This is a genomic window from Pseudoalteromonas sp. SR43-3 (genome assembly GCF_014163875.1).
In the GTDB taxonomy this organism is placed as follows: domain Bacteria; phylum Pseudomonadota; class Gammaproteobacteria; order Enterobacterales; family Alteromonadaceae; genus Pseudoalteromonas; species Pseudoalteromonas distincta.
On the sequence record NZ_JACJEC010000014.1, the window covers coordinates 17,924 to 44,165 of the forward strand.

The 26,242-nt window shown below is 39.9% G+C and carries 27 protein-coding genes; 10 read left to right on the plus strand and 17 right to left on the minus strand.

The window, feature by feature from the left end:
- Window positions 1–1,620, minus strand: coding sequence for a M28 family metallopeptidase (locus H5088_RS14675; RefSeq protein ID WP_182753460.1), 1,620 nt, complete (start codon window positions 1,618–1,620; stop codon window positions 1–3).
- A gap of 393 nt (window positions 1,621–2,013) precedes the next feature.
- Entirely contained in the window at window positions 2,014–2,253 is a 240-nt protein-coding gene (locus H5088_RS14680) for an RNA-binding protein (RefSeq protein WP_182694114.1), read from the minus strand.
- A gap of 255 nt (window positions 2,254–2,508) precedes the next feature.
- Between H5088_RS14680 and H5088_RS14685 the strand changes: the two genes are divergently transcribed.
- Window positions 2,509–3,795, plus strand: coding sequence for a VCBS domain-containing protein (locus tag H5088_RS14685; protein ID WP_182753463.1), 1,287 nt, complete (start codon window positions 2,509–2,511; stop codon window positions 3,793–3,795).
- Between the two features lie 80 nt (window positions 3,796–3,875).
- Here H5088_RS14685 and lipA read toward each other — a convergent pair whose 3' ends face one another.
- From lipA to leuS, 13 genes are all read right to left on the minus strand, one after another.
- On the minus strand, window positions 3,876–4,841 hold the full coding sequence (gene lipA, locus H5088_RS14690; protein WP_002958515.1) for a lipoyl synthase: 966 nt from the start codon (window positions 4,839–4,841) through the stop codon (window positions 3,876–3,878).
- Window positions 4,838–5,491, minus strand: coding sequence for a lipoyl(octanoyl) transferase LipB (gene lipB, locus H5088_RS14695; protein ID WP_010554695.1), 654 nt, complete (start codon window positions 5,489–5,491; stop codon window positions 4,838–4,840). The genes lipA and lipB overlap by 4 nt, the downstream gene beginning before the upstream one ends.
- 19 nt (window positions 5,492–5,510) lie before the next feature.
- Entirely contained in the window at window positions 5,511–5,789 is a 279-nt protein-coding gene (gene ybeD, locus H5088_RS14700) for a DUF493 family protein YbeD (protein ID WP_002958517.1), read from the minus strand.
- 174 nt (window positions 5,790–5,963) lie between these two features.
- On the minus strand, window positions 5,964–7,127 hold the full coding sequence (locus H5088_RS14705; protein ID WP_002958518.1) for a serine hydrolase: 1,164 nt from the start codon (window positions 7,125–7,127) through the stop codon (window positions 5,964–5,966).
- Window positions 7,128–7,180: 53 nt separating this feature from the next.
- Window positions 7,181–7,945, minus strand: a complete 765-nt coding sequence (locus H5088_RS14710) for a septal ring lytic transglycosylase RlpA family protein (protein WP_165744028.1) — start codon at window positions 7,943–7,945, stop codon at window positions 7,181–7,183.
- Complete coding sequence (rodA, locus tag H5088_RS14715) at window positions 7,945–9,051, minus strand: rod shape-determining protein RodA (protein WP_002958520.1); 1,107 nt, start codon at window positions 9,049–9,051, stop codon at window positions 7,945–7,947. Before rodA ends, H5088_RS14710 begins: the two co-directional genes overlap by 1 nt.
- Window positions 9,048–10,916 carry a penicillin-binding protein 2 gene (mrdA, locus tag H5088_RS14720; protein WP_182736027.1) on the minus strand — a complete coding sequence of 623 codons (1,869 nt, stop codon included), beginning with the start codon at window positions 10,914–10,916 and terminating at the stop codon, window positions 9,048–9,050. Before mrdA ends, rodA begins: the two co-directional genes overlap by 4 nt.
- 9 nt (window positions 10,917–10,925) lie before the next feature.
- Window positions 10,926–11,396 (minus strand): 23S rRNA (pseudouridine(1915)-N(3))-methyltransferase RlmH, encoded by a 471-nt coding sequence (gene rlmH, locus H5088_RS14725; protein ID WP_002958522.1) that lies wholly within the window; start codon window positions 11,394–11,396, stop codon window positions 10,926–10,928.
- Window positions 11,397–11,433: 37 nt separating this feature from the next.
- Window positions 11,434–11,751 carry a ribosome silencing factor gene (gene rsfS / locus H5088_RS14730; protein WP_002958523.1) on the minus strand — a complete coding sequence of 106 codons (318 nt, stop codon included), beginning with the start codon at window positions 11,749–11,751 and terminating at the stop codon, window positions 11,434–11,436.
- A 55-nt stretch (window positions 11,752–11,806) separates the two neighbouring features.
- Entirely contained in the window at window positions 11,807–12,442 is a 636-nt protein-coding gene (gene nadD / locus H5088_RS14735) for a nicotinate-nucleotide adenylyltransferase (protein WP_024594705.1), read from the minus strand.
- Between the two features lie 17 nt (window positions 12,443–12,459).
- Complete coding sequence (gene holA, locus H5088_RS14740; RefSeq protein WP_002958525.1) at window positions 12,460–13,497, minus strand: DNA polymerase III subunit delta; 1,038 nt, start codon at window positions 13,495–13,497, stop codon at window positions 12,460–12,462.
- Window positions 13,497–13,988: an LPS assembly lipoprotein LptE gene (gene lptE / locus H5088_RS14745; protein WP_182753465.1), complete on the minus strand. Its 492-nt coding sequence runs from the start codon at window positions 13,986–13,988 to the stop codon at window positions 13,497–13,499. Before lptE ends, holA begins: the two co-directional genes overlap by 1 nt.
- Before the next feature lies 1 nt (window position 13,989).
- Window positions 13,990–16,578 (minus strand): leucine--tRNA ligase, encoded by a 2,589-nt coding sequence (leuS, locus tag H5088_RS14750; protein WP_182753467.1) that lies wholly within the window; start codon window positions 16,576–16,578, stop codon window positions 13,990–13,992.
- A 175-nt stretch (window positions 16,579–16,753) separates the two neighbouring features.
- Between leuS and H5088_RS14755 the strand changes: the two genes are divergently transcribed.
- The 4 genes from H5088_RS14755 to H5088_RS14770 all read left to right on the plus strand — a co-directional run bounded on the left by H5088_RS14755 (window position 16,754) and on the right by H5088_RS14770 (window position 20,472).
- On the plus strand, window positions 16,754–17,212 hold the full coding sequence (locus H5088_RS14755) for a zinc ribbon-containing protein (RefSeq protein ID WP_002958528.1): 459 nt from the start codon (window positions 16,754–16,756) through the stop codon (window positions 17,210–17,212).
- Between the two features lie 77 nt (window positions 17,213–17,289).
- On the plus strand, window positions 17,290–19,713 hold the full coding sequence (locus H5088_RS14760; protein ID WP_024594702.1) for a Lon protease family protein: 2,424 nt from the start codon (window positions 17,290–17,292) through the stop codon (window positions 19,711–19,713).
- A gap of 2 nt (window positions 19,714–19,715) precedes the next feature.
- Entirely contained in the window at window positions 19,716–20,192 is a 477-nt protein-coding gene (locus H5088_RS14765; protein ID WP_182753469.1) for an FKBP-type peptidyl-prolyl cis-trans isomerase, read from the plus strand.
- A gap of 25 nt (window positions 20,193–20,217) precedes the next feature.
- Window positions 20,218–20,472 carry a hypothetical protein gene (locus H5088_RS14770; RefSeq protein WP_182753471.1) on the plus strand — a complete coding sequence of 85 codons (255 nt, stop codon included), beginning with the start codon at window positions 20,218–20,220 and terminating at the stop codon, window positions 20,470–20,472.
- Window positions 20,473–20,616: 144 nt separating this feature from the next.
- Here H5088_RS14770 and H5088_RS14775 read toward each other — a convergent pair whose 3' ends face one another.
- Together H5088_RS14775 and H5088_RS14780 are read right to left on the minus strand one after the other, a co-directional pair.
- Window positions 20,617–21,141, minus strand: a complete 525-nt coding sequence (locus H5088_RS14775; RefSeq protein WP_182694060.1) for a CIA30 family protein — start codon at window positions 21,139–21,141, stop codon at window positions 20,617–20,619.
- Window positions 21,142–21,208: 67 nt separating this feature from the next.
- Window positions 21,209–21,985, minus strand: coding sequence for a hypothetical protein (locus H5088_RS14780; RefSeq protein ID WP_182753473.1), 777 nt, complete (start codon window positions 21,983–21,985; stop codon window positions 21,209–21,211).
- A 180-nt stretch (window positions 21,986–22,165) separates the two neighbouring features.
- On the opposite strand from H5088_RS14780, the gene H5088_RS14785 reads away from it, so the two are divergent.
- The 5 genes from H5088_RS14785 (at window position 22,166) to H5088_RS14800 (ending at window position 25,829) form a co-directional block, all read left to right on the plus strand.
- Window positions 22,166–23,251, plus strand: a complete 1,086-nt coding sequence (locus H5088_RS14785) for an alkene reductase (protein WP_182753475.1) — start codon at window positions 22,166–22,168, stop codon at window positions 23,249–23,251.
- Window positions 23,252–23,402: 151 nt separating this feature from the next.
- On the plus strand, window positions 23,403–24,413 hold the full coding sequence (locus tag H5088_RS14790; RefSeq protein WP_182753477.1) for an RDD family protein: 1,011 nt from the start codon (window positions 23,403–23,405) through the stop codon (window positions 24,411–24,413).
- Window positions 24,414–24,442: 29 nt separating this feature from the next.
- Window positions 24,443–24,997, plus strand: a complete 555-nt coding sequence (locus tag H5088_RS14795) for an alpha/beta hydrolase (RefSeq protein WP_259398120.1) — start codon at window positions 24,443–24,445, stop codon at window positions 24,995–24,997.
- Window positions 24,943–25,290, plus strand: coding sequence for a hypothetical protein (locus tag H5088_RS20350; RefSeq protein ID WP_259398121.1), 348 nt, complete (start codon window positions 24,943–24,945; stop codon window positions 25,288–25,290). The genes H5088_RS14795 and H5088_RS20350 overlap by 55 nt, the downstream gene beginning before the upstream one ends.
- An 89-nt stretch (window positions 25,291–25,379) precedes the next feature.
- A complete protein-coding gene (locus H5088_RS14800; protein WP_182753479.1) occupies window positions 25,380–25,829 on the plus strand; it encodes an ATPase in 450 nt (149 codons plus the stop codon).
- Window positions 25,830–26,242: the final 413 nt, after the last annotated feature.

Consider the following 26,242-nt stretch of genomic DNA (forward strand, 5'->3'; position numbering starts at 1 on the left):
TTATTGCTTATCTTGCGCGCGTTTTGCTTTAAAGTCAGACTCGCTCGTCCACTTTGGCCAATCGCCATTATTTGCAAGCTGTGTGGCTATATCAACAATAAGATCTATATCTTGCTTAACACCACCTAACGACCAATCAGCTGAGTAGTCGTCTGCTTCTTTATGGTATTTATGCGCTATGTACTCAGGATCGGTATCGCCCAGGCTCATAAATAATAAACTAGGCACGCCTTGCTTAGAAAGCGAGAAATGATCTGATCTAAAAAACAAGCCATTCTGCGGGCGAGGGTCCATTTTAACAACGCGGCCTTGTGATTTTGCAGCCTTTGCTAAATAGTTTTCCATTGTCGATAAATCTTTACCGTATTGTAAAATGTAGTCAGTGCCATCAAGCACGTTCATGCCATCAATATTTAATAAACCGACCATTTGTTTTGTAGGTACAACCGCACCCGATGCAAATTCTTCAGAACCAATTAACCCTGTTTCTTCTGCTGTAAAGTTTGCAAAAATAATTGAGCGTTTAAATGGTTTTTGCTTGTGCATTTTGCTCATTATACGTGCTATTTCAAGCGTGGCTGCAGTGCCTGAAGCGTTATCTACTGCGCCATTATAAATTTTAGGGCCTGTATCGGTTTGTTTAGTACCAAAGTGGTCCCAGTGAGCGCTAATAACAACGTATTCGTCAGGTGATTCGCTACCTGTAATTTGTGCAACGACGTTATGTGATTTTGCATGTGATACTTCGTTTTTAAAGGCAAGATTTGCTTTTAAGTTAAGTGGCGTCGCTTTAAAGTCATCATTTAATGCTGCTTGTTTTAAATCTTGGTAGTTAAGCTTTGCGGCGTTAAACATTTTCTCAGTCGCATCAAGTGTTAGCCAGCCCATAACCGGTAATTTAGACGCGTTTAAATTGTTATCCATTAACGTGTATTTAGTGCCGGTGTTTGAACTTTCAACTACGCCCCAAGGATATGCCGCAGGTGCTGTTTCATGAACAATAAATACAGCCTTTGCACCTTGGCGAGCGGCTTCTTCATATTTATAAGTCCAACGACCGTAGTAGGTCATTGCATTACCAGTAAAAAGGGCGTCGTTTTGAGTAGCAAAGCCTGGATCGTTAACTAGCACAACCACAGTTTTACCAGTTACATCAATATTTTTATAGTCATTCCAGTTATATTCTGGTGCATTAATACCATAGCCAACAAATACAACGTCAGAATTGCGTACATCAATTAATGGCTGAAGTTGCTCGGTACGTGCGGTAAAGTCTTTACCTGATTCAAAGCTTAAATCACCTACCTTTAACTGCATATCCTGATTAGCTGTCACCATTGCCATTTTTACAGGCTGTAAGTATTTACCTTTATAAGCACCGGTTAAACCCAGCGCTTTATATTGCTCGCTTAGGTAGCCTACGGTTTTTACTTCACCATGAGTAAGCGGGCCTCGGCCTTCAAAGTCATCAGAGGCTAGCGTTTTAATATGCTGTTTAATATTGCTAAGGCTTACACCTGCTGTATTTTCTAATGGAGTTTGTTCGCTTGCAGGCTCTGAGCAGCCAAAGAGTGCAACTAGCAAGCTCAGGCTAGCGCTTTTTAAAAGAGTAGATGCCATAGTCTTCATATTGTTATTTAATTAGGCTTTCAATATAAAGGAAGCACCGCAGCGATGTCGAATTTTTATAGAGAACTTTTCATTCAATTGCAGATTGATTTTATAAGGCGTATAAATAACGAACAATCTAAAGGAGCACATAATGGGCCAATGTAAAAAAGTGGGTATTTATAGCTAGTGGCATTGCATTTTTTACTGCTGCAATATTAGCTGAGCAGGAGACATTTTTTGTGCTGTCTGCTTCTTTTATAATACTGGGCACTATAAGTATAAAAAAAGCGATTTAATAACCGCTTAGTTTTTTTAGCTAAATATAAAGCTTAAATACAATACTTGGCACTAAAAGCAAAAAACCAGCATTAGCTGGTTTTTTCGCATAGGTTGCAGTTAGCTTTATGCGTCTGCAAGTTTTACGCGGATCTTACTTTTATCAACATTAGATTGGTTAAGTGCAGTAATTGCGCTTTTACTTTCTATGTCGTTTGGCATTTCTACAAAGGCAAAACCTTTAGATTGGCCAGTTTCTTTATCAAGTACCAAGTTACAAGTAGTCACTTTACCGTGCTCTGCAAATAAAGTACGAAGCTCATGCTCAGTGGTAGCACGAGACAAGTTACGAACTAATAGTTTCATAATGAACCTAAATAATTATGTCAGTATTAATTATCTCAAGTAACTCAGGTTTAACCTAATTTTATTTTAAAACAAATATAAATAAACACTCTATAGAAATAATTTTTTGTATCACTATGAAAATAATAGATTTTATAATTAAATTTAAAATATCAGTAAATTGGTAATGTTAATTGGTAATTGAATTGTGGTTATTTGTACAATAAATTAGTAAATTCATATTTAATTAACTTACTATTAACCGCAGAACTACTCATGTCTAAATATACCCTTAAACCCTGTAATACAGTTACAGCTATACTTCTATCTTGTTTAGTTACTGGTTGTGGCAGCTCAGGCTCTGATCCTACGGTGCAAAATAATGAAGCGATTTCTTCACAAACTCCTGCAACAATTGGTGGTAACACTCTAGGTGAAGTTATTAGCGATAGTAATGATGCAATAACAGGCTCGTTAACTATTACGGATCAACAATCAGGTGAAGCTGCTTTTGTAGCACAAGAAAATAGCGCTACAAGCTATGGTTTTTTTAGCTTAAATGCTGATGGAGATTGGTCATACACACTTGACGATTTAAACGCTTCAATAACATCTTTAAGTGAAGGTGAAACACTACAAGATACAATAACAGTAAACTCTGTAGATGGTACCAGCGCACAAATTATCATAACAATTGTAGGTGCACCAATAGCTCAAGCTGATGGCTTTGAGAAAATATCACACGTTTTATTGCGATCAGATGGCGTTAATTCGGGGCTTGACGCATACACGCTTATTGAAAATGCCTTCGGCGAAGGGTCAATTGAATCTCCAGACTTATATGCTGGCAATCATCAAAGTGTTGTCCATATTATTGAAGATACCGATACGATAATTGGTAACCATTTTGTCTTTTTAGCTCACCGAGATGATGACCAAGATAAAGGCAAAGGCGTAAGTGATAGACAACGTAACGAAATAAAAACCTACGATAAATCACCACAAGAAACACTGGCGTTTGAGGGTGAGACATTTCAATATAGCTGGAAATTTAAAGTAAGCAGCGAGCTTGAGCTTACGAGTAAGTTTAGCCATTTTTTTCAAATAAAAGCTCGAAATGACAGCAACGATAATACTAATGGTAATGACGACCAGCCTATTATCACACTCTCAGGAGCACAAAAAAACAGTACAGGCAATCAGCTGCAAGTGCGATATAGTGCAGGCTTTGATGAAAACGGTAACAGCACAGGGCTTGATAAAAACCTCATTGAAACCGACTGGTCACTCATTACAGATGAATGGGTCAAGGTATTTGTACAAGCTACATTTAGTGAAAACGGTAAGTTTGATATGACGTTAACGCGCTTAAGCGATAATGCAGAGATATTTAATATAAGCGAGCAAAACATAGATATGTGGCGCGGCTTTAGTGATGCTGATTTTGCTCGTCCTAAGTGGGGAATTTACCGCTCGATTGTTGAAACCGACAGCCTTCGCGCTGATGAAGAACGTGTTAGGTTTGCTGATTTTTCTATTACAAAAGGTAAGATAGCTCAGTAAGCTATTTTATCAATTAGCATGAAAAAGCCGTTAATAATTATGCATCATTAACGGCTTTTTTAATTTTTTGATAAAAGTGATTATTTCACTTCTTTACCCGCTGCTTGTTGATCAGCATGGTAGCTTGAACGTACAAACGGGCCAGAAGCCGCGTGAGTAAAGCCAATTTCATCTGCATACGCTTTTAAGCCGTCAAACTCTACTGGTGGCACGTAGCGCTTAACCGGTAAGTGATGCTTAGAAGGTTGTAGGTATTGGCCTACAGTTAGCATGTCAACGTTGTGAGCACGTAAATCGCGAAGTACTTCTTCAATTTCACTAATTTCTTCACCTAAACCAACCATTAAGCCTGATTTAGTTTTTACTTCTGGGTGAGCTTCTTTAAAGCGACGAAGTAATTCTAAAGACCATTTATAGTCAGCACCTGGACGAGCTAGTTTGTATAAACGTGGCGCAGTTTCAAGATTGTGGTTAAACACATCTGGTGGCGTCTCGATTAGTATCTCTAGTGCGCGGTCCATTCGGCCACGAAAATCAGGTACTAAAATTTCGATAGTAATAGTTGGATTATGTTTACGAATCTCGCGAATACAATCGGCAAAATGCTGTGCACCACCATCACGTAAATCATCACGGTCAACTGAAGTGATTACAACGTAGCTTAGCTTCATATCTTTAATAGTAAGTGCTAGCTTTTCAGGTTCAGTGGCATCAGGTTTTAATGGGCGACCGTGAGCAACATCACAAAATGGGCAACGACGAGTACAAATAGCACCTAAAATCATAAAGGTAGCTGTACCGTGGTTAAAACATTCAGATAGGTTAGGGCACGAAGCTTCTTCACATACCGAGTGTAAGCCATGCTTACGTAGCGCTTTTTTAATACCGTCAATACGATCGGTTGATTTAGGTAAGCGAATTTTTAACCATTCTGGCTTACGCAACATTTCAGTTTTTTCTGTAGGTAAAACTTTTACTGGGATCAACGCCATTTTTTCTGCGTCGCGTAGTTTTACACCTGGTTCCATTTTGACTGGTTTATTCATTCGTTTTCAAACCCTTCAGTATGCTTAACCTGTGTTGCATTAAGCTTCTTGATCATGTGTTTCACCAATCCTTCACCCGCACTTTCTAGGTTTTGAGGACCATCTAATTCTTTAGTTTGCACCATATTCATGCCCGCATAACCACATGGGTTAATGCGTAAAAATGGACTTAGGTCCATGTTAACATTTAATGCTAAGCCATGAAACGAGCAACCACGACGAACCCTTAAACCAAGGGATGCAATTTTACTGTCATTAACGTATACACCTGGTGCATCAGCTTTAGCATAAGCTTCAATACCATACTCGGCGAGTGATTCAATAATGCACTCTTCAAGCCAAGTAACCAGTTCACGTACACCAATCTTTAAACGACGTAGATTAAATAATACATACATCATTTGCTGACCTGGGCCGTGGTAAGTTACTTGCCCGCCACGGTCAACTTTAATCACCTCAATGTCGCCAGGAGCTAGTAAGTGTTCGTCCTTACCAGCCTGACCTTGGGTGAATACACTCTCGTGCTCTACAAGCCAAATTTCATCTGGCGTATTTTCATCACGGGTGTCGGTAAAGTCCTGCATTTTTTGCCAAATTGGCATATAACGCTGACGACCCAGTTGGCGTACGATCAAAGTGTTTTCGTTCACAACAAATCTCAACTATGGATTAAAGCATGTGGCGTACGTCATCAATATTGCTGATCACGTTGTAAATTTCTTCAATGTGTTTGCCACTAGTAACTGTTGCTACAAGGCTTACTGACTCGTAATTACCTTTGCTGCTTGGTTTTACTTTAGGGGCGTAATCGCCAGGTGCTATTGGTTGTAACTTAGCTAAAATTTGATCAGTTAAGTTTACGTTAGCTAAACCCATTATTCTGAATGTAAATGGGCAAGGGTACTCTAGGTACTCATCAAATTTAGTATCTTTAACAGGTTGAACCACGACGGTGACTCCTCATACAAAAGTGTGGACTCTATGCAAGCTTGAAGCTTAATACAGATAGGCAATTAGCAGTCTTGCTTATATGGGGCGCATTCTAACATTTTTCAAGCAAAAAAAAACGCCTCACAGTGGAGACGTTTAAATTAGTTACCTAGTTAATAGGGGAGATATAAATTACTGCATGATCTGTAAGCGTAAGTAATCATAAATTTTGCTAAAGAAGCTGCCTTCTTCCACTTCTTCAAGTGTAACTAGTGGGTATTGAGCAATATCTTCGCCCTCTAGTTGTAAGAATAACGTACCTACTTTAGTACCTTTAGCAAGTGGTGCTTCAAGCGTATTATCTAGCTCAAAGTTAGCTTTAAGGTTTTTATGCTGACCACGTGGGATAGTAATTGGTGTATCTTCTAAAATACCTAAAGATACGTTCTCTTTGTTACCCATCCAAATACGTTGTTCTGCAAAGCTATCGCCTGCTTTGTACGGAGTAATTGTTTCATAAAAACGAAAACCATAGTTAAGTAGCTTTTTACTTTCTACTTTACGAGCTCGTTCGCTTGAGGTACCCATAACAACAGCAATTAAACGCATATCGTTTTTAGTAGCTGAGGTAACTAGGCTGTAACCAGCTTCTGATGTATGCCCTGTTTTAATGCCGTCAACATCTAAGCTTTCATCCCATAATAATGAGTTACGGTTATATTGCTTAATGCCGTTATAAGTAAATGACTTTTGCTTATAAAGTGCATATTCATCTGGCACATCACGAATAAGAGCAGCACCAAGTGTCGCCATATCGCGTGGAGTTGTGAAGTGCTCGTCAGTATCAAGGCCGTGGCTGTTGATAAAGTGACTGTTGCTCATACCTAATTTAGCAGCATGGGCATTCATTAAATCAGCAAATGCGCTTTCGCTTCCAGCAATATGCTCAGCCATTGCTACACATGCATCATTACCTGATTGAATAATAATACCGTGGTTAAGCTCATCAACACTAATTTGTTTACCTACTTCAATAAACATCTTTGAAGATTCTGGAAAGTTTTTAGCCCATGCTTTTTCGCTTACCGTTACCATATCGGTAGTGGCAATATTACCTGCTTTAATTTCAGTACCAATTACATAACTGGTCATCATTTTAGTTAAACTTGCAGGTGCTAGCTGTGTATCGGCTTCACCTTCAGCAATAACTTTACCAGTTGTAAAGTCGACTAAAAAATAACCTTTCGCATTAACTTGAGGTGGTGCCGGAATAATTTGGGCGCTGGCTGAGAATACGGCGGCTGTACAAACTAGGCCGCATACACCTTTGAGGATTTTATGTTTAATAGATTTCATCATACTCATTAATGGTTAAAGTTAAAGATTCGCGTTACGCCATTCTAAAGGCCTTACTGAGTGTAAAGCAAGAACGCGTTTTGAAATTGATTTTCTTTTAATTTTTTTAATACTTCGTTTGCATGAGGGGTATCTTTTATTGGCCCTAAATGCAGTCTGTAAATATCGTCTTTTTGCACAATATTTGTTGGTAATTTGTATTGCTCTCGCAATGTGCTGGCAAGTGCTTCAATATTAGCAAGTGTACTACCTGCAGCTACCTGAATATAGGTTTGACGCGCAGTTGCGCCCGCAAGCGTAACTGCCTCTAGCTTAACCTTTGCTGTACCATGGGTGTAGTAGCCAAGCTTATAAGCGGCTGCGTACGAAAGATCAATTATTCTATCGTCATGAAATGGGCCACGGTCGTTCACGCGTACGATTACCGATTTACCATTTGCTGTATTGGTTACTCTAACAAAGCTAGGTAGTGGCAGCGTTTTATGCGCTGCGGTCATGGCAAACATATCATACGTTTCACCATTTGAGGTGTGATAACCATGAAATTTACGACCATACCAAGAGGCAATGCCTTCCTCACTATAACCCGTCTCATCAAGCATGGGCGAATAGCTTTTACCAAGCACTGTGTATGGGCGGCTAGCGCTAGCACTTTTAGTGGTTTCGGTAACTATAGCGTCTTGCATCTCAAGTGTAGTTGGAGCTCTTAATGGCGCTGCATCATGACGCATACTATAACGGCTACTTGGCCCACTACTACAAGCACTTAAAAGTAAAATTAATAATGTAGTAAATATAAACTGATTCGTGTGTCGCATTATTTTAAAAGCATCCTTTTATCTGTCGCGATTGACATAATAATGCCAAATCCTGCCATTAACGTCACCATCGATGTACCACCATAACTAATCAGTGGTAAAGGTACGCCTACAACAGGTAATAAACCCGATACCATGCCTATGTTTACGAATACATATACAAAAAAGGTGAGGGTGAGTGCGCCTGCGAGCAATTTACCAAATGCATCTTGTGCATTAACAGCAATGTATAAACCACGACCAATAATAAATAAGTACAGGCTAAGTAAAACACATACGCCGAATAAGCCAAATTCTTCGCTTAAAACCGAAAATATAAAGTCGGTGTGGCGCTCTGGCAAAAACTCTAATTGCGATTGTGTACCAAGCAACCAGCCTTTACCTTCTATGCCGCCTGATCCAATAGCAATTTTCGATTGAATAATATGATAACCCGAACCAAGCGGATCGCTCTCAGGATCTAAAAAGGTGAGTACACGTTGTTTTTGATAATCGTGCATACCGTAGTGCCAAAATGGCCATGCAGCAAGCGCTACAATCGAGCTTAAAAACCCTATTAAACGCCAACTCAACCCAGACAAAAATAATACAAATATACCTGAGCTTGCAATAAGTATAGCGGTACCTAAATCGGGTTGTTCTTTAATTAATAATGTAGGGAGCATTACAATCATAAAACCAATAATTAAATGTAGCGGGCGAGGTGGTAAGTGATTTCTACCTATATACCAAGCTACCATCATCGGGACTGCCAACTTCATTAATTCTGCAGGTTGAAACCGTGTCACCCCTAAATTGAGCCAACGCTGCGCGCCTTTTGAGCTTACTCCAAATAAAAGTACACCGACTAGCATTAATAACCCAACACAATAAAGTGGGATCACTAACCGCTTTAACGTGGCAGGCGAAAACTGGGCTAAAACAATCATAGCAACAATCGCACCGCCCATGCGGGTCATATGCCTAATCATCATAGAAGACTCTTGCCCGCTTGCGCTGTAAACAACCATTATGCTGCCAGCCATCATTATAAGTAGTGCAATAAGCAGCGGTAGGTCTAGGTGCATACGCATCCAAATAGAGCGTTTATCGTGCAAAGCGGTCATGGTGTCTCGTTCCTTGCAAGATTAACAGGGTTGGCTGCAAAGTAGTAATCCATAAGTTGGCGAGCTATTTGAATACCGCCGTGGTTGTTTTCTAACACAACAGAAACCACAATTTTAGGATCGCTATAAGGTGCAAAGCCTACATAAATTGTATTATCGCGTTGGCGCTCTTTAAGAGATTCTGCATCGTAACGCTCACCTTGGGCAATACTAACTACTTGCGCGGTACCGGTTTTACCAGCCGAGTCGTAGTTAGTCCCTTTAAATGCTTTGTGGGCTGTGCCTGATATTTTTTGTACTGTATTATGCATTGCATCTAACGATACTTGCCAATGGCGCGGATCTTTTAAAATAACAGGAGGTTTTTCTTCGTTGTTAATTTGCGTTATGTCGTTATCTTTTTTTATTACTTGCACCAAATGAGGGGGATGATTAATACCACGATTAACTAATATGTTAGTTGCATTTGCAATTTGAATAGGTGTGGCAGTCCAGTAACCTTGGCCAATGCCTACCGAAATAGTATCACCGCGCCACCAAGACTCTTTAAAGCGTCCTTCTTTCCATTCTTTTGAAGGTAGAATAGCAGTAGTTTCTTCGTGAATATCAATACCTGACAAATCACCGTAGCCAAAACGGGCCATAAAATCGCTTATTTTAGTAATGCCTAATCGATAAGCCGCATCGTAAAAATAGGTATCACACGACTCTTCAATCGCTTTATATACATCTACATGACCATGGCCCCAACGTTTCCAATCTCGCCATTTATGTTCAACATTTGGAATTTGAAAAAAGCCAGGATCCCACATTGATGTTGACTCATTTACTATATTTTCTTCAAGCGCTAATACTGCCATTAAAGGCTTTACAGTAGAGGCCGGCGCATAACGACCTTGCGTAGTACGGTTTATTAATGGTCGGTCTTGGTTAAGCAGCGCTTTATAATTTTTGCTGCTAATGCCGTGTACAAATAAGTTTGGATCGTAACTTGGGTTTGAATAAAGTGCCAGCACGCCGCCATCTTTGGCGTCCATAACTACAACAGCGCCACGCATATCTTTAAGCGCATGTTGTGCTATTTGTTGCAAGCCCACGTCTAAAGTAAGTACTAGGTCGCTACCAGGTTGCGGTTGGGTCATGCTCAGGGTGCGTATTACACGGCCACGGTTATTAACTTCTACCCGTTGTGAGCCTACTTTACCGTGCAGTGTTTCTTCGTAATATTTTTCTATGCCGAGTTTGCCAATATCATGTGTGGCGCGGTAATTGGTTGCACGGTCTTCTTGTTCTAATTGGTTTAGCTCTTTTCTATTAAGCTTGGCAACATAACCGAGCGCATGCGTTAGTGTGTCACCAAATGGGTAGTAGCGTGCAAGGCGTGCCTCAATGCTAAAACCAGGGAATTTATGTTGATTAACCGAAAACTTCGCCACTTCGGTTTCGTCTAAGCGGGCTTTTAATACTTGTGATTTAAAACGACGGGTGTGTCTTATATCTTTTAAAAAGTCTTGTTTGTCTTGCTCTGTAATCGCAATTATTTTACTTATTTGATCAAGCGATTCGTCAAGGTCGTCTACCTCTTCGGGGATGACCTCAAGATTGTAAACAGGTTTGTTTTCTGCAAGTAGCACACCGTTACGGTCGTAAATTAAACCACGGTTGGGTGCAATAGGAATAACTTTAATGCGGTTATCGTTGGAGCGGGTTTGGTAGTCTTGGTGATCTTCGACCTGAATAGTATAAAGATTAGAAAGCAATACTGCGACTAATCCTAATACAAAAACAAAACCCACGAATGCTCGCCTAGCAAATAAGTTTGCTTCTGCGGAGTGGTCACGAATAGTGGGTCTATGTTTTAGCATGGCAAGGGGTTACTCGCGATGATAAGGATGGTTGTTATTTAAGCTCCAGCCTCGGTAAAGGCTCTCTGCAACAATTATACGCACCAAAGGATGCGGCAATGTTAAATTAGATAACGACCATTTTTGCTCAGACGCAGCAATACACTCTGGAGCAAGTCCTTCAGGTCCGCCAATAAGTAAACTTACATCGCGGCCATCGAGTTGCCATTTTTCCATATTTTTAGCAAGTTGGTGAGTATCGAGTGCTTTCCCTGTTACCTCTAACGTTACAATACGATTGCCTTTTGGAATAGCCGCTAATGTTTTTTCACCTTCAATGTGTAAAATACGCTTTATATCTGCATTTTTACCACGTTTACCGGCTGGAATTTCGATTAACTCTAGCGCCATATCTTTAGGGAAACGGCGCTGATATTCTGCAAATCCCGTTTCTACCCATGCTGGCATTTTAGTACCAACAGCAATCATTTGTATTTTCACGTATTACTTCCAAGCATTGTCTAAAATGAGTGAGCGTTTAGCCCCACAGTTTTTCTAGATCGTAATAGCTACGTGCTTCGTTTTGCATCACGTGTACAACCACATCACCTAAATCAACCAGTGCCCATTCGCCGTCGCCTTCACCTTCATAACCTAGTGGCTCTGAATCTGCATGACGCGCTTCTTTTGCTAAGTGATCGGCAATTGACTGTACGTGGCGTTTAGAAGTACCAGAACAAATTACCATGTAATCTGTAATATCTGATGTTTCAGTTACGTCAATATGAACGATGTCACGCGCTTTCATATCGTCAATTTTGTCCATAGCAAAGGCGAGTAGTTGTTTTGAATCCAAGGTTTTGTCTCAATTTAAAAATTTAATGGCGCGCATTTTAACACGCTAGGAGTTTTTAAGCATCAATTTGATAGAGCTGATGCACTTCTATGTAATGACTCACTGCATCGGGCAATAGTTCATTCTTTTTATTACTTTTTTTTAGCTGCTTGCGAATTGTACTTGAGGCCGCATCGAGCATTTCGCCCGGTAAAAAATAAAGTTTACCTGCAAGTGAGTGTTTAAGTGCCGCTACTTCGCCAGCATTTGCGTGTTGCATATAGCTTTTGAGCTCACCTTTTACAGTGCAATGTTGAGCTGGGCGCTGGTACACCACAATATGGCAAAGCTGTGTTATTGCCTTCCACTCAAACCACTTATCGAGATTGTTAAACGAGTCCATACCAATTAAAAATAAAATAGGTGTAGTGGGGTGCTCTTTACGAAGTTCTTGCAAACTAAGTAGCGAATACGATGGACCAGCTCGGTTAAGCTCTCTTAAATCGAGTTCAAAATGAGGATAAGGTGCAATAGCTGCGTTTAGCATATTAATACGGTGCTGCGTACTAATTCCCGGAGCTGCTTTATGTGCAGGGAGTGCACAGGGCATAAAATAAAGCGTATCTAAATTAAACGCATTAACGCATTGCTGCGCCATATTTAGATGGCCTAAATGGACGGGGTCGAAAGTGCCACCAAAAATTGCGATCATTTAACACCCATTATTTATTAATTAACCGCGTGGCACGGCATAGGAATGTTGAGCGGCTGGCAAAATTTAATACAAATATGAGCAAGCGCTTGGTAAGGTGCAATTAAATTACCTTGCTTGTAACTGGCATCAAACAACGCAACATCACTGTTTATTTGTTCCAGTGTGTGCATATTTAAACGGTTAATTGCGTTTTGAACTGGACCTTGTTGGTTTTTCCAAATTGCTTTTTGTTTAAATAAATTTGCTATGGGTTCGCCATTTAATAAACCAAGTTGCACACTTATAAGTGTATTAAGCTCTTTGGTTATAGCCCACAAAATACTCACCACTTCGGTGTTATCGCTGGCAAGTTTGTTTAGTACTTTTATAGCTTGTTTAGCGTGGCCATTTAATAGTGCATCGCTTAAATCAAAAATATCAAACTTGGCTTGATTTAACAGCCCTTGCATAACTAGTTGCTGAGTAATTAATGCATTGCCGTGTAGTAGCGAGAGCTTTTCAAGCTCCTGAAAACAGGCTAATAAGTTGCCTTCAGTGGCATTTATTAAGCTTACTTTGGCGTCGCTTTGCATATTAAGTGATAAACGTTGGCATTGCTCATCAAGCCATCGTTTTACATGAGAGCCCGTAAGTGGGTAGCAAGGTACGAACACGCCTAGTTTATCAAGGGCTTTAAACCATGCACCACGTTGTACTTCTTGACTGGCTTTAGCGCCTTTAACAATTAAAATAGTATCGGGATTAACCAGCTCAACTACTTTTTTAAAGGTATTGCTGCCAATAACGCCAGGCTTTTGTTGGTTTAAATCAAGCTCAATAATAGTGCGGGCGCTAAACAGCGACATGCTCTGATACTGGGCTATGATTTCTTGCCAATCGAATCCTTGCATTAAAGTAAACTTAATTACTTCATCAAAACCTTGTTGCTTAGCACAGTCGCGAATTTGTTGTACGCACTGCGCTTCTTGAAAAGGCTCTTCACCAAATACTAAATAAAAGGGCTTTAGCCCTTTATTTAATTCACTCGGTAGTTGATTAGCATAGCAGCGCATTATAGTTGCGACAGCTCTCTAACAATACGACGACTGGCTTGCTCACGAATCTCGCTAATGAGTAGCTCAAGCTCTTTTGCTTTTGCTAATGCATGATCTGGGTCGTCTTGGTAATTACGGTAAAGCTCAAAGCGCTTTTCTATTGCTTTTTCACCAGGGCGCTTTACTACGTAAGACACGCCATAAGCGAGCTCGTATTCAGCAACCTGACCATTTTGAAATAAAGAAAGCGTTTGGCGTTCAATTGTTTCTTTGTGCAGGTACAATTGTGCGATATTTTTAGCTGATGGCTTAAGTTCAACATTACTCGCTTTTAATTCGCTTTTAAGATTTGCGAATAAAGTCGATTTTTCATCATCGCCTACAAGTGTTAGCTGTTTTAAGTTATCAGGCAAGCTAGAGGCTTTTTTTAAATGAAAGCCACAGCTTGATAACAAAAAACAGACTAGCACTAAGGCTAGTCCATTTTTAATGGCGTTAAATGCAGCCATATTAGTTAGCTACCACGTTAAGTAGTTTACCTGGTACGTAAATGATTTTACGAATAGTTGCGCCATCCGTAAATTTAGTTACGTTAGATTCTGCAAACGCAAGGGCTTCTACTTGCTCTTGAGTGGCATCAGCTGCCACTGTTAACTTAGCGCGAAGCTTGCCGTTTACTTGAACGATGATTAATTTTTCATCTTCAACAAGAGCCGACTCGTCAACTTTTGGCCACTGCGCATCTAAAATCTCGCCCTCTTTACCAAGCTCTTTCCAAAGCTCATGTGATAAATGCGGAGTAATAGGTGCAAGCATAATAACTAACGCTTCAAGTGCTTCGTTAGCAATCGCTACATCTTGTTTGTCGCTCAGTGGTGCTTTTAATAACTTATTAGAAAGCTCCATAATGGCTGCAATAGCGGTGTTAAAGGTTTGACGACGTTCAACATCATCAGTCACTTTAGCAATTGCTTTGTGTAAGTCGCGACGTAGTACTTTTTGCGGGTTAGTGAGCGCTGATTTATCAAGTGCTTGGTAACCTACTGTTTTAACATCTACTGCGTATTTCCATACACGTTTTAAGAAGCGATGTGCGCCTTCAACACCTGAGTCTGACCATTCAAGCGTTTGCTCTGGTGGTGCTGTAAACATCATAAATAAACGCACTGTATCTGCACCGTATTGGGCAATTACTTGTTGTGGGTCTATACCGTTGTTTTTAGACTTCGACATTTTACTCATGCCTGATGAGAATACCGCCTCACCGTCTTCTTTATGCCATGCTTTAGTTACGCGGCCCTTGTCGTCGGTTTCGGTATTTACATCGCTTGGCGAAATCCATACATCGCCGCCTTTTTCATCTTTTCGATAAAATGTTTCAGCAAGCACCATACCTTGACAAAGTAAGCGGTCAAACGGCTCATCTGAATTTACTAAACCAAAGTCACGTAATAATTTATGGAAAAAGCGCGAGTATAATAAGTGCAAAATAGCGTGCTCAATACCACCAATGTATTGGTTTACTGGTAACCAATAGTTAGCAGCCGCTGGATCTAGCATGCCTTCGTCGTAGCGTGGGCTACAGTAGCGTGCGTAGTACCAAGATGATTCCATAAAGGTGTCAAACGTGTCAGTTTCGTGAAACGCAGGTGCGCCATTTACTGTTGTTTTAGCCCATTCAGGGTCTGCTTTAAGAGGTGACGTTACACCATTCATTACCACATCTTCTGGTAAGCGAACTGGTAGCATATCTTCTGTTGCTGCAAGTTCTTTGCCTTCTTCGTCGCTAAGCATTGGGATTGGAGAGCCCCAATAACGCTGACGGCTCACACCCCAGTCACGTAGACGGAAGTTTACTTTACGCTCCCCAACACCGAGTGCTTCAAGCTTGTCGGCAATGGCTTTAAACGCGGCGTCAAAATCAAGACCATCAAATTCACCTGAATTTACAAGTACGCCTTTATCGGTAAATGCTTCTTGCTCAAGGTTTACTTCAAGACCTGAGCCTTCAACCGGTGCAATTACTTGTTTAATATCTAGGCCGTAAGCCGTTGCAAATTCAAAATCGCGTTGGTCGTGTGCAGGTACCGCCATAACAGCGCCTGAGCCGTAATGCATTAATACAAAGTTAGCGACCCAAATTGGTACTTGCTCGCCCGTTAATGGGTGAGTTGCGTAAAAGCCTGTTGCTATGCCTTTTTTCTCCATTGTTGCCATGTCTGCTTCGGCAATTTTGGTGTTTTTGCATTCTTCAACAAACATTGCAACAGCATCGCTATTTTTAGCGGCTTCTTGTGCAATAGGGTGACCACCAGCAACAGCAACATACGTAACACCCATAAAGGTGTCTGGACGAGTTGTGTATACACTAAAAGTTTCGTCGTTATCGGTGCGTTTAAATTCAATATCACACCCTTCAGAGCGGCCAATCCAGTTACGCTGCATTGTTTTAACTTGCTCTGGCCAATCTTCCAACTTGTCTAAATCGTCAAGTAGTTCTTGTGCGTAGTCGGTAATTTTAATAAACCACTGTGGAATCTCTTTTTGCTCAACCACAGCGCCTGAACGCCAACCGCGACCGTCAATAACTTGCTCGTTAGCTAATACTGTTTGATCCACTGGATCCCAGTTAACCGTCGACATTTTTTTATACACTAAGCCTTTTTCGTAAAGCTTAGTGAAAAACCACTGCTCCCACTTGTAGTATTCTGGATGACACGTCGCAATTTCGCGATCCCAGTCATAACCAAAACCTAATTGCTTAAGCTGTGTACGCATGTAGTCAATATTTTCGTATGTCCACTTAGCAGGTGCTGTTTTGTTTTTAATAGCAGCGTTTTCTGCAGGTAAACCAAACGCATCCCAACCCATAGGTTGCATTACGTTTTTGCCTTGCAGGCGCTGGAAACGAGAAACAACATCACCAATGGTGTAGTTACGTACATGACCCATATGCAGTCGACCACTCGGATAAGGAAACATAGAAAGGCAATAATACTTTTCTTTGCTCTCATCTTCAGTGACTTTAAATACCTGGTTTTCTTCCCAGTAGCTTTGTACTTTTGACTCTATATCTTGCGGGTTATATTGCTCTTGCATCTATGGTTCCAGACTTCTTGCAAACTAATAAAAAATTGACATTAGGATACCCCAAATAAAGTGCTATTCACAGCGTCAAAAACGCGGTTTTGATAAATTCTAACCTTCAGTTCAGGTTAACCTATACTTATCTAAGTTATAGGGTGATTTAACAGCAATTTTGAAGGAGTAAAAAATGGCAGATTATAAAGCATGGCTTGGCGATTTAACCAAATGGCTAAAAGATGTAAAAGATCATGAAGTAAAAGACGCAGTTACTCGATTTGTTGAATCTGAGCAGGCACTTAAAGATTTAGGGCAAGAAAGATACGCTTTATATAAAAGTTATTTACAGCGCGATATAGAACATGTCCAAGAAAACGAATCGCACTATAATTCGCTTGCATGGCAAGAGCTTAAAGAGTCCTTATGGTTTGAGCTTTCGCACATAGAAGATAAAACTCAGCTTGAGTGGCAATCTCTTAGTCAAGATTTTAAGCACAATGGTGTGTATCACGCAGGCGAATGGATAGCCATGGGCACATTAGTATGTAAGAATTGCACCCATAGTTACGATGTTTATCACGCGACACAAATTACACCGTGTATTGAATGTGATGGAATCTATTTTAGTCGTAAGGCGCTGCACCCTTAAATATAATTATTAAGTGGCTGCGGGCCACTTAATACGCCCAAAGGCCAGCGAATATGTTGGTAAAAAAAGAAGTTAGAATGACGAAAAAATTGCTGCCACTATCTGTTTCAAAGCTCGCACCGAGTATTTCTACTAATCACGTACATACGTGTATGAGCAATCCATACCCCGAGCAACTAACATTTATAGGCCAACAACGCGCCCAAAGTGCCTTAGATTTCTCTTTAGGGATGGAACTACCTGGTTACAACGTTTATGTAATGGGCGAGGCTGCCCATGGGCGTTTTACGCTTGTTAAAGATAAACTTAAGCAACACGCAAAAGACCGCCCAACCCCAAACGAATGGCTATACGTAAATAATTACGATGACCACAGAGAGCCTATCGCGCTGTTTATGCATGCAGGGCAAAGTAAGCAACTTAGTGACGACATAGATTCATTTTTAGATGAAGTACTCGACACATTTCCTGCTGCATTTGATAACCCAGGATATCAACGCAAAAAAAAATCAATCGACCGTGAATTTAACGATGCCTACGACAGTGCTATTACCGCAGTAGAAATTGCGGCATTTGAGCAAAGTGTTGCATTAGTCGAAGAAAAAAATTCAGTTGGGTTTGCACCGCTTGTAGATGGTAAACAATTAAGCGATAGCGAATTTGGCGAACTTGAAGAAACGTTACGCGAAGAGTTTTTTGAAAAAATTGAAAAGCTAGAAGATGCATTAATAGAAGCGTTAATTGAGCTGCCACGCTGGAAGCGCGAATCAAAAGAAAAACAGCGTAATCTTAAAAAGTCGACTGCAGAGCAGGCCACAAAACCGCTTTTAAAAGACTTAGAACATAAATATGCAACTCATATTGGTGTACTGCGTTATTTAAAAGATATACGCGTTGAAATTATAGACGCGGTACTTGAGTGGCTCGATGACGAAGACGAAAGCGAAGAAAGCAAAGAAGACTTTGATCGTAAAGGCATGCTTACCGACTTTTTTGCACCTAATATTTTAGTTGAGTTTAAAGAAGACGATGCAGCACCCGTGGTGTACGAGCCCAATCCAACATTTGGTAATATATTTGGTAAAATTGAGTATTCCACATCGCAAGGGTCTTTAATTACCAGTTATCGCTCTATTCAGCCGGGAGCATTGCACCGTGCTAATGGCGGTTATTTAATTATGGATGCTGAAAAGGTAATGGCTAACCCTCAAGTGTGGGATGGTTTAAAACTTTCGCTTAAAACGCATCAAATTAAAAACGACTTACCGTATCAAGATAGCTCAGTAGGCAGTAGTTTTACACTTCGCCCGCAGCTTATACCGCTTGACGTGAAAATTATTTTATTAGGCTCGCGTGAACTGTATTACACCATAGGTGAATACGATGAAGAGTTTGCAGAGTTATTTAGAGTATTAGCTGACTTTGATTACTACTTACCAAGTAGCGATAAATTACAGTACCAATTTATAACTAAAGTTACCGAGTACTGCGAGCAAACATTAAAGTGCACTACCACACAAGCAGCTATGGTGCGTTTACTTAAGTTTAGCTACCGCCAAGCAGAGCATCACAATAAGCTTTCTGCGCGCTTTGCTGATGTACTTGAATTAGTTGCAGAGGCAAGTTACTACGCAAAACAAGATAAATTAACTGTTGTAGATGCGCATCATATTGATGAAGCCATTGAAGGTAAGCAATACCGTACCGGCCAAATTAGTGAAAACATGCTAAGCGATATAAAAGAAGGTCACACACTTATTGCAACCGACGGCCAAGCCATTGGTAAAGTAAATGGTTTAACCGTATTACACATTGGCGATACCTCATTTGGTACCCCTGCGCGTATCACGGCAACGGTTTATGCTGGCGCCGATGGCGTAATAGATGTTGAACGTGAAGCCGAGCTTGGTAAAGCAATTCACTCAAAAGGGGTAATGCTACTTACCGGTTATTTAGGTAATAAATACGCGCAGCACTTTAGCTTAACGCTTAGCGCTAATATCGCTATTGAGCAAAGCTACGGTTATATAGATGGCGATAGTGCATCTTTGGCAGAGTTGTGTGCGCTTATTTCGTCTATTACAAGCCTACCTATTAGCCAATCAATTGCACTGACAGGCTCTATTAACCAACATGGTGATGTACAGGCTATTGGTGGCGTAAACGAAAAAATAGAAGGCTTTTTTAAACTGTGTAAAATGCGTGGCTTAACAGGTTCGCAAGGCGTTATCATTCCTAAATCAAACCAAGTTAACTTAGTGCTTGATGACGAAATACTTAATGCAGTTGAGGCAGGTAAATTTAATATTTACGCAGTTGAAACTGTAGACCAAGCGCTTAACCTGTTAATGGATATAGAAGCTGGCGATATTATTGATGACCAGTATCCAGAAAACTCAGTAAACGGAATTGCGCTTGCTCGCCTTAAAGAAATTGCCGACATAGTAAATGGCGATAACGATGACGAAAAAGACGAAGAACTAGATAACGAAAAAGGTTAATAATGATCAATATAATTTTGGCGGTGGTTATCGCCATTTTTTGTTTTTTAATATTTCAAAATAGTAAAAAAGCAAAACAGCAAGCAGGCATAAATGCAAAAATAGGGGCAGATTACTTAGCCGCTAACGCAAAAGTAGAAGGTGTAGTAGAAACAGCTTCTGGCTTGCAGTTCAAAATAGTACACAAAGGTGAGAGTGAAAACACACCAAGCCCAACAAGTATGGTTAACGTGCATTACCACGGCATACTAATCGACGGCACTGTATTTGACAGCTCAGTAGAGCGTAAAACACCGATTAGCTTTGGCTTACACCAAGTGATTAAAGGTTGGACTGAGGGCTTACAACTGATGAGCCCAGGCGATAAATACATTTTTTATGTACCGCACCAATTAGCATACGGCGAAAAACGTGTAGGGAGTATTCCTCCTGCCTCAGTACTTATTTTTGAAGTAGAGCTACTGGCAATTGAGTCTTAGTGATTAAATAACAAGGAAGTAAATTATGAATAAAGATGAATTACTTAAAATAGCCAAAGGTGATAATAACTTTACCTTTCAATCTATTATTTATGCATTAGCGCTATGCTTACTAGTTGCAGCTGTTTTTTTACTAGAGATGAGCGTTAACCTACAAATGGGTTTAATAGTTTGTATTATCGGTGTGTTTGGAATGACTATTTATAATAATTTAAATACTCGTCTAAATGCGGCGCTTGCACTTATTGCGCTCTCACAAGATAACCAAAGCACTAAGTAAGCAATGAGTTAGTTTAATAAATTGGTATAAGCCCTACTTTAATAAAGTGGGGCTTTTTGCTAGTAGGGCTAAATAGTACACCGAAAGTAGCGCAACCATTCGCGCTCATGATTACACCGCTCAATGCCAAAGCTTGCTGCTTGATTAGCTTTTAAACTCAATTTTACCCACTTCAAGTTTAAACTTACCTTCTTGCTTACCTGCAATCATAAAGCCTAGCTGTTTTATATCGTCAAAATCAATAATCGGTTGTTGCTCAAGCACGCGGCCGCGATACGTTAAAGTAAAATCACTCGGAGCAAAGTTTATATCTACCCATTCATTTTTTACTGTTTTAAATGAGTGAGTGTACGCTGCGCCATCAAGGTAATTGGTAGTTCTGAGCCTAAGCTGATAGATTTGTCCATCACCTTTAACACGCAGCGCTATAGCTTTAGTATTTTGGCTTTGTGTACTTAGCTCTGTACGTATTGATGCAAAACCGCCGTTATTATCAAGCGAAACATTGCCTGTAAAAAGCAAACTTTCTTGAGTTTGTGTTACTTGGCTATTAGATACACCGCCCATTACTGAGTCGTTAACAACGTACCAGCGCTGGTTTGCATTAGCTTGTGCACTTACAACTAATAAATTAAATACAAAAAGTGAGGATAGTTGTTTGGTGATCATGGCTTACTCCTAATTACTTTAAGCTTATCAATACGGATAAACATATTATTTGTTCACTTATTTAAAGTTAATTATTTTTACGGCTCCATTTTTTCATGATTTTTTCAAACATAATTTCTTTATCAGTTTTATCCTCAGGACAGGGTTTACCGCTACCTTGAGGCATGCCATTACTACCAAATACGGTGGAAGTATCAATTAAATAGCATTTACCGTTAAATTTTTCTAATCGTCGTGTGCCTGTTGTATTTTGGTTAATAACTTCTGAATTATCAGATTTTACTGGTGTTTTAATTGTGGGCTTATTGTTTATCTCTTCATTTTCAGAGCTTTTATCTTCACCAAAGGAGACCATTTTTTTATGAGTCATATTATTTACAGGAGAGCCAAATAGCGGCGCGTATGGATTTAGCTTTTTAAATGTTTGAGAAGCTTTTGTTGTAGGCTCTGAAGGCGCCGCTACCAGGGGTTCAACAGGTTTTACAGGGTCTTTTTTAAGCTCTGTTTGTGCCTTTGGTAACGTGATGGTTTTGGCTTGCGTTTTTTTAGTTACCCTTACTTTGGCTTTTGTAGAATCTTTTTTTATAGGTGTAGTGTTAGAGGTTGCTGAATTTGGTGCATCAGTTTTAGTGTTTACAGGTTTTATATCAGGCGCATTGGTTGTTGTAACAACTGAGCTTGGCTTAGGTAGGCTTGCTAAATTAACCGTAACATAGGCCTGTATTATTGCGTTTTTTTCCTCCTTTGGCGGCGCAACTTTAATAGATTGCGAAAACAAAAAGTACAACACAATAGCGTGTATACAAAACGAGATAACCCACGGCCATGCATTCCCTTTATTCACATCAAACCCTCAACATAATAGTGCTGTTATGAGTCAATAAAATACATTTAGTTCACCTAAAGTTAATGTGTTTTACTTTGTGGCTTTATTGCAGATACCACAAAACTATTTTGCAGTTTTTGTTGTTTTTGCAGGTGCTTGGTTACGTTATTATGAGCGCAATCAAACTTAGGAGGCATTATGACATTACTTTTTGAACCAATAGAACTTGCAGGTAAAACATTAAAAAACCGTATTGTTATGCCCCCAATGACCCGCTCGCGTTCAACACAGCCCGGCGATATAGCTAACGACTTAATGGCAACATATTACGCACAGCGCGCAAGTGCCGGGCTAATTGTAAGCGAAGGCACGCAAATTAGTGAGCTTGGTAAAGGTTACGCTTGGACTCCGGGTATTTATTCAAATGAGCAAGTTGCAGGCTGGAGTAAAGTAACAAGCGCAGTACATAGCGCTGGTGGAGTGATGTTTGCTCAGCTTTGGCATGTTGGCCGTGTTACCCACAGTGACAACACCGGTGGCGTGCAGCCTATTTCAGCCTCGGGCATTGCCGCAAAAAACGTAAAAGTATTTGTAGATACAAACGGCGCACCGGGGTTTGTAGACACCCAACTCCCACGCGAAATGAGCAAACAAGATATTACGCATGTCATAGGTGAATTTCGCCAAGCAGCTAAAAATGCAGTTAATGCAGGGTTTGATGGTATAGAGCTTCATGCTGCAAATGGTTACCTTATTAATCAATTTTTAGACTCAGAGTCAAATGCTCGCACCGATGAATATGGCGGCAGTGTGCAAAACCGCATACGCTTTTTAATTGAAGTGGTACATGCTGTTAGCGACGAAATTGGTAGCAGTAAAGTAGGCGTAAGATTTGCCCCGTTAACAACTCTTAATGGCACAGTAGACGAAAACCCTGAAGAAACTTACTTAGCGGTTTCTGAGGCATTAAATAAAGCCAGTGTAGGTTACATGCATATAGCCGAAGCCGATTGGGATGACGCACCTTTAATGAGTGTCGAATTTAAAAAATCGATTCGCAAAGCCTACAGTGGTGTATTAATTTACGCAGGTAAGTACACCAAAGAGCGCGCAGACAAAGCACTTAGCGAAGGCTGGGCCGACATGATTGGCTTTGGTCGCCCGTTTGTATCAAACCCAGACTTACCAGCACGCTTAAAGCAAGGCAAGCCTCTTAACAGCCACAACCCCGACACCTTATTTGGTGGCGCAGAACAAGGCTATACCGATTATCCAACGGTATAATTGCTAGTAAGTAATAAACATTGAGTAAAAAATGAAGGGCTGCATTTTATGCAGCCCTTTTTTGTGCACTGATTCTATTAGCTTTATCTTGAGCAAAAAATAAAAAACGCGTAAGTTAACCGGGTTACCTATTTTAATAACAAGAAAATAAATGAAAGCCAAAGAGATAGAACAATTAGAATTATCAAATTCTGAAACCCGAGAAGTTATTACACCCTACGCCTTTAAAATTGACAGTGCTTTACTGGGCTTGCCTTTAGCTACACCTATTCAGCGTGCACTAGCGATTATTATTGATGTTGCACTGATATTTTTAGCAGCCAAACTCAGCGCGGCTTTAATAGCATTTGTTGCTGCAATGGCTTTTTATAAAGGTACAGCTCAGCAATACCTTCCGAAAATGTCGAATGTGTGGCGAAGAATCTTAAAAATAACGGCAGCAAGTATTTTATTTGTAAGCGCACTTACTGTGCTTTCAATTGGCATTGATTACCTAGAAGACGATAACACTGATCAAGGTTTAGCTGTTCAGGGCGTAAAAATACAAGATGAAATTCAGCTTACTCCCACAGAAAAACAACAGGTAAATACTTATTTAGCGCAAACAGCCGATGACAGCTGTGAGCAACCTTGCCAACAAAACGCGCTTGATAATTTAATTGGGCAAGTTCCCAAATTAGCAGAAATGGATGACCTACAAAACCCACAACTTGCTACCGTACTTTTACAATTATTAGTGCTCAGTGAAAATAACGAAATAAAGCCTGCACAGTTAATAGAAGAAAAACCTGCACAAACAAGCACAAATAGTATTTTGCAGTGGAGCAAAGGCATTATTCAAGACTTAGGCTTAGGTTTTGGCTGGGCTGCTGTTTACTTTACGTTGTTCTCGTTACTTTGGCGCGGCCAAACACCGGGTAAAAAGGTATGTAATATTCGTGTGGTTGCCTTAAGCGGTGAGCCATTAGGTTTATTAGATTGTTTTGGTCGCTACGGCGGCTACGGCGCAGGCTTTGCCACAGGCTTGTTAGGGTTTTTACAGATATATTGGGACCCAAACAGACAAGCCATTCAAGATAAAATATCAGCAACAGTGGTTATTAAAGGCAACTTGAATCAAGTTGTAAATGTTGAAACGGTAGAAGAGACTGTAAAAAGTTAAGTTTGCTCTTATTAATTACAAGGATGGTTATGAAAGCTTTATTAATGGCGTTTAGTTATCTGTATTTTATTACTGCTTCGTATGCGTCAGAAAATATTGTGTTAGCAAAAAAACATCAGCTTAAGTCTATTATTTTAGGTGAGCAGCGCAGTTATAGTGTTTATTTACCGCCAAGCTACAAGCAAAACCTCGAACTAGTATATCCTGTTATTTACTTGCTTGATGGCGACCCAACCCATTTAAAAGCCTTAGCGGGGCTTGTTGAAGCACTCAGTACTGAGCGGCTAGAAAAACAAATTCAACAAGCAATTATTGTCGCTGTTCCTAATAGTAAAAATGCGATAAGAGAGCGCGACTTTACCCCTACCAATGTCGATTGGACTTTTAACGGCAAGCTACTCGAAAAATTTGAAAACATTGGCAATGCCGCAAACTACACCGCTTTTTTTGAAAAAGAACTTATTCCCTTCATTAATAAAAATTACCGTACATCAAATAAGCAGGTATTAATTGGGGAATCTTCGGCGGCTTGTTCGCAAGTTATGTTTTACTTACCAATCACTCTTTATTTACTGATTACTTAATTATTGATGCAACCTATCTTTGGGATAATAATTATCTCAATCGTTATTTTGACGAGCAACAGCTTATAAATAAGCAGCTTAAAGGCAATGTATATTTTACTTTTGCTAATAATGCAGCTTTTGGTGAAATTGGAGAGGCTAATTATAAATGGGGCTTAGAGCTTGCTAAAAAACTAAAAGCGCACCCGAGTAACAGTTTATATATAAATCAACGTTACTTTGAAGAAGAAACTCATGGCACGGTGGCAGCGCTTAGTTGGTACTATGGTTTAAAAAGCTTATTACAAAAATAAGTCTTAATTTATATACTAGGTTAGTGAAAGGAGTAATTTTGGGTATATTGTTAACGAAATTTAGTAGTGAAAAATTAAAAGGGAATTAAATGAGTAATAATTTTAATGAGGCTATAAAGGGCTTTTTTTGGGGGATAGGGTTTGTAATAGCAACACTCGGTGGTATCAGTGTGTACGCGCTAACAATAGCCGCAGAAGTTGATAGTGGCTTTAAAGAGCAGGTATCAAATAAAGCATTGGAGGGCACTGACGACTTAAATAGTGATTATAAACTTACCCTTTCTGATATCTTTAAAGAAAATGGGCGAGTAAGAATAACTGCCGAGTTAAAAAATACCACCAATGAAAGCATATATGCAGGTGGTGTTATAGCATCTACATTCGATAAAAACGGAAAGTTTGTTGGTAATTGTTTAGGTAAAAGCGATGATATTTTTATAGAACCAAATAAAAGTAGCTATATTGATATTCATTGTAATCTACTGAGGCCACAGGTGAGCAGAGTACACACAGCAAAGCTAAAGTTTAAGTGGTTTTGATAGTTGCTGTAAACTACCCCCATAGAAAGCAAAAAGCATAACGAGTAGTTATGACTAAAAAGTTATTTAGTTGGGAGCGTGGACGCCAATAGTCGGGTTACGATAAAATGTTACTATGCTGTATGCTAACCTCATTTAAATTTGATACTTAATTAAACTCCCGCAAGTAAGTGAAATAAAGTCGCATACCGATAAAGTTAAAGTCGGTCGGCATTTAGGCTCAATCTCAATATTGTATTGATGTATGCCGTTAAAGGTGGTGAGTTTATCTGTGAAAATCCAATTATAAATTACAGTCGAGTTTAACTTTTTAAACCTGATATTGAGCAACACCAAGCATTAAAAATAGAACAAAGCTCGTTATATTTTTAGCATAGGCTAGATTAAAAAGTAAATTTGCGTAGGTTGGGTAG

What these genes read in the sequence shown, in the direction of transcription:
- lptE (WP_182753465.1), bottom strand. Translation starts at nt 13,988, where the DNA reads ATGGCTGCATTTAACGCCATTAAAAATGGACTAGCCTTAGTGCTAGTC.
- H5088_RS14765 (WP_182753469.1), top strand. Translation starts at nt 19,716, where the DNA reads ATGATCAATATAATTTTGGCGGTGGTTATCGCCATTTTTTGTTTTTTA.
- H5088_RS14675 (WP_182753460.1), bottom strand. Translation starts at nt 1,620, where the DNA reads ATGGCATCTACTCTTTTAAAAAGCGCTAGCCTGAGCTTGCTAGTTGCA.
- rodA (WP_002958520.1), bottom strand. Translation starts at nt 9,051, where the DNA reads ATGACCGCTTTGCACGATAAACGCTCTATTTGGATGCGTATGCACCTA.
- H5088_RS14770 (WP_182753471.1), top strand. Translation starts at nt 20,218, where the DNA reads ATGAATAAAGATGAATTACTTAAAATAGCCAAAGGTGATAATAACTTT.
- lipA (WP_002958515.1), bottom strand. Translation starts at nt 4,841, where the DNA reads ATGAATAAACCAGTCAAAATGGAACCAGGTGTAAAACTACGCGACGCA.
- H5088_RS14705 (WP_002958518.1), bottom strand. Translation starts at nt 7,127, where the DNA reads ATGAAATCTATTAAACATAAAATCCTCAAAGGTGTATGCGGCCTAGTT.
- mrdA (WP_182736027.1), bottom strand. Translation starts at nt 10,916, where the DNA reads ATGCTAAAACATAGACCCACTATTCGTGACCACTCCGCAGAAGCAAAC.
- H5088_RS14795 (WP_259398120.1), top strand. Translation starts at nt 24,443, where the DNA reads ATGAAAGCTTTATTAATGGCGTTTAGTTATCTGTATTTTATTACTGCT.
- H5088_RS14760 (WP_024594702.1), top strand. Translation starts at nt 17,290, where the DNA reads ATGACGAAAAAATTGCTGCCACTATCTGTTTCAAAGCTCGCACCGAGT.
- H5088_RS14685 (WP_182753463.1), top strand. Translation starts at nt 2,509, where the DNA reads ATGTCTAAATATACCCTTAAACCCTGTAATACAGTTACAGCTATACTT.
- H5088_RS14680 (WP_182694114.1), bottom strand. Translation starts at nt 2,253, where the DNA reads ATGAAACTATTAGTTCGTAACTTGTCTCGTGCTACCACTGAGCATGAG.
- H5088_RS14755 (WP_002958528.1), top strand. Translation starts at nt 16,754, where the DNA reads ATGGCAGATTATAAAGCATGGCTTGGCGATTTAACCAAATGGCTAAAA.
- H5088_RS14790 (WP_182753477.1), top strand. Translation starts at nt 23,403, where the DNA reads ATGAAAGCCAAAGAGATAGAACAATTAGAATTATCAAATTCTGAAACC.
- leuS (WP_182753467.1), bottom strand. Translation starts at nt 16,578, where the DNA reads ATGCAAGAGCAATATAACCCGCAAGATATAGAGTCAAAAGTACAAAGC.
- H5088_RS14710 (WP_165744028.1), bottom strand. Translation starts at nt 7,945, where the DNA reads ATGCGACACACGAATCAGTTTATATTTACTACATTATTAATTTTACTT.
- H5088_RS14785 (WP_182753475.1), top strand. Translation starts at nt 22,166, where the DNA reads ATGACATTACTTTTTGAACCAATAGAACTTGCAGGTAAAACATTAAAA.
- H5088_RS14800 (WP_182753479.1), top strand. Translation starts at nt 25,380, where the DNA reads ATGAGTAATAATTTTAATGAGGCTATAAAGGGCTTTTTTTGGGGGATA.
- H5088_RS14775 (WP_182694060.1), bottom strand. Translation starts at nt 21,141, where the DNA reads ATGATCACCAAACAACTATCCTCACTTTTTGTATTTAATTTATTAGTT.
- holA (WP_002958525.1), bottom strand. Translation starts at nt 13,497, where the DNA reads ATGCGCTGCTATGCTAATCAACTACCGAGTGAATTAAATAAAGGGCTA.
- nadD (WP_024594705.1), bottom strand. Translation starts at nt 12,442, where the DNA reads ATGATCGCAATTTTTGGTGGCACTTTCGACCCCGTCCATTTAGGCCAT.